8 protein-coding genes are annotated in these 7,190 nt (G+C 62.4%); 5 read left to right on the top strand and 3 right to left on the bottom strand.

What is annotated here, in order from left to right:
- Positions 1-218 precede the first annotated feature (218 nt).
- The 5 genes from pth (at position 219) to EOA85_RS22370 (ending at position 4,396) form a co-directional block, all read left to right on the top strand.
- Positions 219-950 (top strand): aminoacyl-tRNA hydrolase, encoded by a 732-nt coding sequence (gene pth, locus EOA85_RS22390; RefSeq protein WP_127211203.1) that lies wholly within the window; start codon positions 219-221, stop codon positions 948-950.
- A gap of 95 nt (positions 951-1,045) precedes the next feature.
- On the top strand, positions 1,046-2,149 hold the full coding sequence (gene ychF, locus EOA85_RS22385) for a redox-regulated ATPase YchF (protein ID WP_127211202.1): 1,104 nt from the start codon (positions 1,046-1,048) through the stop codon (positions 2,147-2,149).
- Positions 2,150-2,370: 221 nt separating this feature from the next.
- The gene (gene corA / locus EOA85_RS22380; RefSeq protein ID WP_065011947.1) at positions 2,371-3,345 is read left to right on the top strand and encodes a magnesium/cobalt transporter CorA; all 975 of its coding nucleotides are present in this window, start codon (positions 2,371-2,373) and stop codon (positions 3,343-3,345) included.
- Between the two features lie 122 nt (positions 3,346-3,467).
- A complete protein-coding gene (locus EOA85_RS22375; RefSeq protein ID WP_127211201.1) occupies positions 3,468-3,929 on the top strand; it encodes a MaoC family dehydratase in 462 nt (153 codons plus the stop codon).
- The gene (locus tag EOA85_RS22370) at positions 3,926-4,396 is read left to right on the top strand and encodes a MaoC family dehydratase (RefSeq protein ID WP_095519196.1); all 471 of its coding nucleotides are present in this window, start codon (positions 3,926-3,928) and stop codon (positions 4,394-4,396) included. The genes EOA85_RS22375 and EOA85_RS22370 overlap by 4 nt, the downstream gene beginning before the upstream one ends.
- 199 nt (positions 4,397-4,595) lie before the next feature.
- Here EOA85_RS22370 and EOA85_RS22365 read toward each other — a convergent pair whose 3' ends face one another.
- The 3 genes from EOA85_RS22365 to EOA85_RS22355 form a co-directional block, all read right to left on the bottom strand.
- Complete coding sequence (locus tag EOA85_RS22365; protein WP_065011944.1) at positions 4,596-5,141, bottom strand: adenine phosphoribosyltransferase; 546 nt, start codon at positions 5,139-5,141, stop codon at positions 4,596-4,598.
- A 211-nt stretch (positions 5,142-5,352) separates the two neighbouring features.
- Positions 5,353-6,225, bottom strand: coding sequence for a cytochrome c1 (locus EOA85_RS22360; RefSeq protein WP_127211200.1), 873 nt, complete (start codon positions 6,223-6,225; stop codon positions 5,353-5,355).
- 89 nt (positions 6,226-6,314) lie between these two features.
- A partial coding sequence (locus EOA85_RS22355; protein WP_127211199.1) for a cytochrome b N-terminal domain-containing protein occupies positions 6,315-7,190 on the bottom strand: 876 nt, incomplete at its 5' end.

Genomic DNA, 7,190 nt, shown 5'->3' with positions numbered 1-7,190 from the left:
GAAGCGGCACCTGCCGACGAAGAGAAGTAATCCCCTTCCGCCTAGTGTGGCGAATCCGAAATTCGCATCACTTTGGAGCAGCGCACCGGGCGAATTTCGGATTCTAAAGGCCACACTAGCAACCATGAGGTTCTAGTGTGGTTTTTGGATTTGAAGTTCCTGAACGTTGATGCCTTCAAAGCGGCAGGAACTTCAAATCCACCACACTAGAGGTGACGATGCTGCTGTTTGCAGGCCTCGGCAATCCGGGCGCGAAATACGCCAACAACCGGCACAATGTCGGCTTCATGGCGGCGGACGCAATCGCCCGCCGCCACTCCTTTTCCCCCTGGTCGAAGAAGTTCCAGGGGCTGATCGCCGAAGGTACGCTTGCCGGCGAAAAGATCATCCTGATCAAGCCGCAGACCTTCATGAACAATTCAGGCCAGTCGATCGGCGAAGCGCTGCGCTTCTATAAGCTCACTCCCTCGGCGCTCACCGTCTTCTATGACGAGATCGACCTCGCCGACGGTAAGGTCCGTGTCAAGACCGGCGGGGGCGCCGGCGGTCACAATGGCATCCGCTCGATCGACGGCCATGTCGGCAACGCTTACCGCCGCGTGCGCATCGGCGTCGGCCATCCCGGCGTCAAGGAATTCGTCCAGCATCATGTGCTTGGCGATTTCGCCAAGGCCGATCGCGAATGGGTGGAGCCGCTCCTCGACGCCATCGGTGATCATGCCGACTTGATCGTGAGGGGTGATGAGCCCGGCTTCATGAACAAGGTCAGTGTTGCCGTCCAGCGAAAGACCGGCGTCGCGCCCAAGCCGGAAAAGCCCGGGCAAAAACAACAGGGTGCAAAACAGCAGAGCCACGTCCGTCAGGCGCGGCCGCAGCAGCCGGCAGTCAAGCTGCCCGAAACCGGCCCGATGGCCGCCATGCTGAAGAAGCTGTTTGGCGGCAAGGATTGAGCTTCGGCGCGAACGGAGCCGAAGGGGTTGACGTTCGTCACCCCTTTCGCCCATAGCCCTCATCAAATTTCGATTTCCCGATAGGACTGGATAAAATGGGTTTCAAATGCGGCATCGTTGGCTTGCCCAACGTCGGCAAGTCGACGCTTTTCAACGCGCTGACTAGGACGGCGGCGGCGCAGGCAGCCAATTATCCATTCTGCACCATCGAACCGAACACCGGCGAGGTGGCGGTGCCCGACCCGCGCCTGCAGAAGATCGCGGCGATCGGCAAGTCGAAAGAGATCATCCCGACCCGCATCTCCTTCGTCGACATCGCCGGCCTGGTGCGCGGCGCCTCGAAGGGCGAAGGCCTGGGCAACCAGTTCCTGGCCAACATCCGCGAGGTCGACGCCATCGTCCATGTGCTGCGCTGCTTCGAGGATGACGACATCACCCATGTCGAGGGCCGCATCGATCCCGTCGCCGACGCCGAGACCGTCGAGACCGAGCTGATGCTCGCCGACCTCGACAGCCTCGAGCGCCGCATCGTGCAGTTCCGCAAGCGCGCTTCCGGCAAGGACAAGGAGGCGCTGACCGTGCTGCCGATGATGGAAGCAGCTCTTGAACTTCTGCAGGCCGGCAAGCCGGCCCGCATCCTGCTCAATGGCATTTCCGCGGAGGATCTGCGCATCCTGCAGGGGCTGAACCTTTTGACGTCGCACCCCGTGCTCTATGTCTGCAATGTCGCCGAGGCCGATGCTGCCACCGGCAACGCGCACACCAAAGCGGTCGAGCAGATGGCTGCCGCGCAGGGCGCCCGCACCGTGGTGATTTCCGCGGCGATCGAAGCCGAGGTCGCGCAGCTCAGCGACGAAGAGGAGATGGAATTCCTGTCTTCGCTCGGCCTTGAGGAACCTGGCTTGAACAAGGTGATCCGCGCCGGCTACGAGTTGCTGCAGCTCATCACCTATTTCACCGTCGGGCCGAAGGAGACACGCGCATGGACCGTGCACAAGGGCGCCAAGGCGCCGCAAGCGGCAGGCGTCATCCATACCGATTTCGAGCGCGGCTTCATCCGCGCCCAGACCATCGCCTACAACGACTTCGTCACGCTGGGCGGCGAAGTGGCGGCCAAGGAAGCCGGCAAGGCGCGCGACGAAGGCAAGGAGTATGTCGTCCAGGACGGCGACATCATGCTGTTCAAGTTCAACACCTGAGCTGACCGACGGCACGCCGGAAGCCATCGCGGCCGCCGCTGCGATCACAGCCCTGTGCACGCCGCGCGGGCCGTTTCCGCGCGGCTTGACTGCCTGCAATGCCCGGTCTAAGGGGCGTCTGCACCGGCCCGTGCCTTCGTCAAAAACCCCTGTCCCGTGCAATCCGAAACGACGCGCCCGCTCGAACCCATCCTTTTAGCCTCAGCAAGGGAGACCCGGTGATGATCAAGGCATTCGTCGTGGACAATGATCGCCTGCGCCTCGCCGACGATCTCTTGGCAAACAGCGACAAGATCGTCTGGGCCGATCTTCTGAACCCGACAAAGGAAGAGGAAGCGGCCATCGAGGCCTGGCTCGGTGTTGCCATTCCGACGCGCGAGGAGATGGAGGAGATCGAGATTTCCAGCCGCCTTTACGTCGAGGACGGCGCCTATTTCATGACCGCCATTCTGCCGGCCCAGACCGAGGCCGACGATCCCCTGATGTCGCCGGTCACCTTCGTGCTGGCCGGCAACAGGCTGATCACCGTGCGCTATCACGAACCGAAGGCCTTCAAGACGTTTCCGCTGCGCGCCGAGAAGGTGGCGACCGGCTGCACCAGCGGCGACACCATCCTGATCGGCCTGCTGGAGGCGATCGTAGACCGCCTCGCCGACATTCTGGAGCGCGCCGGCCGCGACATCGAGACGATCTCGCGCGACATCTTCGAGGCACGCTCGACCAAGGTTTCCAAGCGCAACCGCGACTTCCAGGAATTGCTCAAGGCGATCGGCCGCAAGGAGGACATCGCCTCCTCGATCCGCGACAGCCTGATTTCACTGCAGCGGCTCGCCGGTTTTCTCGCCCACGCCTCGACCCAGACCAAGATGAGCAAGGACATCCGCGCGCGCATCAAGACCTTGTCGCGCGATGTGCTGTCGCTCGCCGACCACGCCACCTTCCTGTCGCAGAAGATCAACTTCCTGCTCGACGCGACGCTCGGCATGATCTCGATCGAGCAAAACGCCATCATCAAGATCTTCTCCGTCGCCGCAGTCATCTTCCTGCCGCCGACGCTGGTCGCTTCGATCTACGGCATGAATTTCGACATCATGCCCGAGCTCAAATGGCAGCTCGGCTATCCCTTCGCCATCGGCTTGATGATCGTGTCGGCGATCCTGCCTTTCTGGTATTTCCGCCGCCGCGGCTGGTTGTAGCTTCTATTCCCTTGGGCGCGATGGCCTGGCGCACCAGAAATTACTTGACCAAATTGCGCCCTGCCTGCATCCGGGAACCCCGATCCGTGGCGATCGTACAAACTTGAACCGGATTCCAGACCATGACCGGAAAGACCTGGGCCTATGAGGATTTCGTCGAGGGCGCCTCGCTTGACCTCGGGACGAAGCTGGTGAGTGCGGCCGAGATCATCGAATTCGCGCAAGAGTTCGATGCGCAGCCGATGCATCTCGACGAGGCGGCGGGCAAGGCCAGCATCCTTGGCGGGCTGTCGGCCTCCGGCTGGCATACTTGCGCGATGTTCATGCGCATGCTGTGCGACGCCTTCCTGCTGGACTCGACCTCGCAAGGCGCCCCCGGCGTCGACCAGGTCCGGTGGAAGAAGCCGGTGCTGGCCGGCGACATCTTGCGCGGCAACACCACCGTCCTTGCCAAGCGCCTGTCCAGGTCCAAGCCCCAGCTCGGCCTCGTCACCCTGCGCAGCGAGCTTTTCAACCAGCGTGGCGAAGGCGTCTTCGAACTCGAGAACACCGTCATGTTCCTGACGCGAGGGGCCAGCGCGTGAGCCTCGACGAGTTCTTCTGCATCGGCGTCACCGTCACGCTTGGGTCGCATACATTCGAACCCGAGGCGATCAAGGCGTTCGCCAGGAAATACGATCCGCAGATATTCCACCTCGACGAAGAGGCGGCGAAGAAGAGCGTATTCGGCGGCCTGTGCGCGTCGGGCTGGCACACAGCTGCAACCTGGATGAAATTGAACCTCGAGGCCGGCGTGGAGGCCGGGGGCGCCCGCTGGGTCGGCGCAGGACCCGCACCCGAATTCGGCCCCTCGCCCGGTTTCAAGAACCTCAAATGGCTGAAGCCCGTCTATGCCGGAGAAACCGTGACCTTCACCCGCACAGCGCTTGCCCACCGCCCCATCATGTCACGGCCGGGGTGGCGGCTGCTCACGCTTCGCTCGGAGGCCTTCGATTCGACCGGGGACAAGGTCATCGAATTCGAAAGTGCCGTGCTGGTGAAGGTGGGGTGAGCTTTCCTTCTCCCCTTGGGGAGAAGGTGGATTGGCGCGCAGCGCCAAGACGGATGAGGGGTGCTGGAAGAAATGATACGTCTAAAAATCCAATGATTGGAAGCGCTTACGCCTTCAGCGCTGCGATCGGTTCAACACCCCCATCCGACCTCGCTTCGCGACGCCACCTTCTCACACAAAGGGAAAAGGAAAAAGCGTATCAATGCCCTTCGAATCCGATCAGCGTCCTGACCGGCACGCCGAGCGCTTCGAGCTTCTCGCGGCCGCCGAGGTCCGGCAGGTCGATGACGAAGCAGGCGGCGAGGATGTCGGCGCCGATCTGCCGCAACAGCTGGACCGCCGCCGCCGCCGTGCCGCCGGTGGCGATCAGGTCGTCGACGAGGATGACCTTCTCACCCGGAGACACGCCATCCCTGTGCATCTCCATCTCGTCCAGCCCGTATTCGAGGCTGTAGGCGACGCGCACCGTCTCGTAAGGCAGCTTGCCCTTCTTGCGGATCGGCACGAAGCCGGCCGATAGCTGATGGGCGACGGCGCCGCCAAGGATGAAGCCGCGCGCCTCGATGCCGGCGATCTTGTCGACTTTCTGGCCGGCATAGGGATGCACCAGCTCGTCGATGGCGCGGCGGAAGGCGCGCGCATTGCTTAGCAGCGTGGTGATGTCGCGAAACAGGATGCCCGGCTTGGGATAGTCCGGAATGGTGCGGATCGCGGCAAGCAGCGTGTCTTCGAGCGAAGGTTTCATGGGGCGGCTCTCCGGGCATTCGTCCGATTCGACTTGAAGACGTGAAAAGGAACTCCGGCCGATCGTAACCCGGCGCGGCCAGAGACGGCTACCGCGATATGGCGGCTGGAAGAAAATTGTCCGGCAAAGGACTGGGCCGGCGGTCTTCGGAAGCAGTGTTCGGAAATGCGAAAGGGCGCCTTTCGACGCCCTTTCGATCTGGTGGCGTAGCTCAGTGCGCCACGCCGGCCCACACCTTGCGCTTGGTCAGATAGACCAGCGCGCCGAACAGCAACAGGAAGACCAGCACGCGAAAGCCGGTTTTCTTGCGGGCTTCCAGATGCGGCTCGGCCGCCCACATCAGGAAGGCCGACACGTCGCGGGAATACTGGTCGACTGTCTGCGGCGCGCCGTCGTCATAGGTCACCTGATCGTCGGAGAGCGGGTTGGGCATCTTCAGCGACACGCCGGCTATGAAGTACGGATTGTAGTGCGTGCCTTCCGGTATCTCCATGCCCGCCGGCGGCTGCTCGTCATAGCCGGTCAGCAGCGAGTGGATATAGTCGGGACCGCCCTGGGCGTATTGCGTGAAGATGTCGAACACGAAACGCGGAAAGCCGCGCTCGACGCCGCGCGCCTTGGCCAGCAGCGACATGTCGGGCGGGGCAGCCCCGCCATTGGCGGCCGCTGCTGCCTGATCGTTGGGGAACGGCGCCGGGAAATAGTCGGACGGTATGCCGGGACGATCGAACATGTCGCCGGCATCGTTGGGGCCATCATTGATCGTGTATTCGGCCGCCAGCGCCTTGACCTGCGCTTCCGAATAGCCAAGGTCTTCCAGCGTGCGGAACGCCACCAACTTCATCGAATGGCAGGCCGCGCAGACTTCCTTGTAGACCTTGAGCCCGCGCTGCAACTGCGCCTTGTCGTAGGTGCCGAACGGCCCGGCGAAGCTCCAGTCCATCTCCTTGGGCTCGTGTATCGGGAAATGCGTCGGCGCGGCTTCGTTGTGCGCCTCCTCCTGGGCGATCGCCCCTGTGGTCGCGGTCGCAGTGCCTGCCAACACAAGGCCGAGCAGCGCCAGCGAGGTGAGAATCTTCTTCATACCAAATCCCCTTGAGATTCTCTGCCGCGCTGTCGTCGTCTCGACCATCATCTTGTCCGAAAACCGGTCTCCACTGTTCGGGGTCATGCTCAGCCCTTGGTTTCCGGTGCGGCTGTCGCACGAGCCGGATGCCCGCCACCGCCATGCTTGTTCTTCTCGAGCACCGCCTCGGTGATCGAATTCGGCAACCGCCGCGGAGTCTCGATCAGGCCAAGCACCGGCAGCGCGACCAGGAAGAAGGCGAAATAGAACAATGTCGCCATCTGCGCCATGAAGACATAGCTGCCTTCAGCCGGCTGCGAACCCAGCCAGCCGAGCAGGACGGCATCGATCACGAATAGCCAGAAGAACAGCTTGTACCAGGGCCGGTAGACCGCCGAGCGCACCTTCGAGGTGTCGAGCCACGGCACCAGGAACAGCATGGCGATGGAGCCGAACATCGCGAGCACGCCGCCAAGCTTGGAGTTGATCGGCCCGATATTGAAGGTAATGGCGCGCAGGATCGCGTAGAACGGCAGGAAGTACCATTCCGGCACGATATGGGCAGGCGTCTTCAGCGGGTCGGCGACGACGTAATTGTCGGGATGGCCGAGAAAATTCGGCAGATAGAAGACGAAGTAGGCGAAGATGAACAGGAACACGAGCATCCCAAACGCGTCCTTGATGGTCGCGTAGGGGGTGAAGGCGACGGTATCGGTTTTCGACTTGACCTCGATGCCGGTCGGGTTCGACTGGCCGACCACATGCAGCGCCCATATATGCAGCACGACGACGCCGGCGATCATGAACGGCAGCAGATAGTGCAGTGAAAAGAAGCGGTTCAGCGTCGGGTTGTCGACGGCGTAGCCGCCGAGCAAAAGCTGCTGGATCCAGTCGCCGACCAGCGGGATGGCGCTGAAGAAGCCGGTGATGACGGTCGCGCCCCAGAACGACATCTGCCCCCAGGGCAGCACATAACCCATGAA

Source organism: Mesorhizobium sp. M5C.F.Ca.IN.020.29.1.1 (genome assembly GCF_003997375.1).
In the GTDB taxonomy this organism is placed as follows: domain Bacteria; phylum Pseudomonadota; class Alphaproteobacteria; order Rhizobiales; family Rhizobiaceae; genus Mesorhizobium; species Mesorhizobium wenxiniae.
The sequence above is the reverse complement of the archived record's forward strand: the minus strand, read 5'-3'. Positions and strand labels throughout refer to the sequence as shown.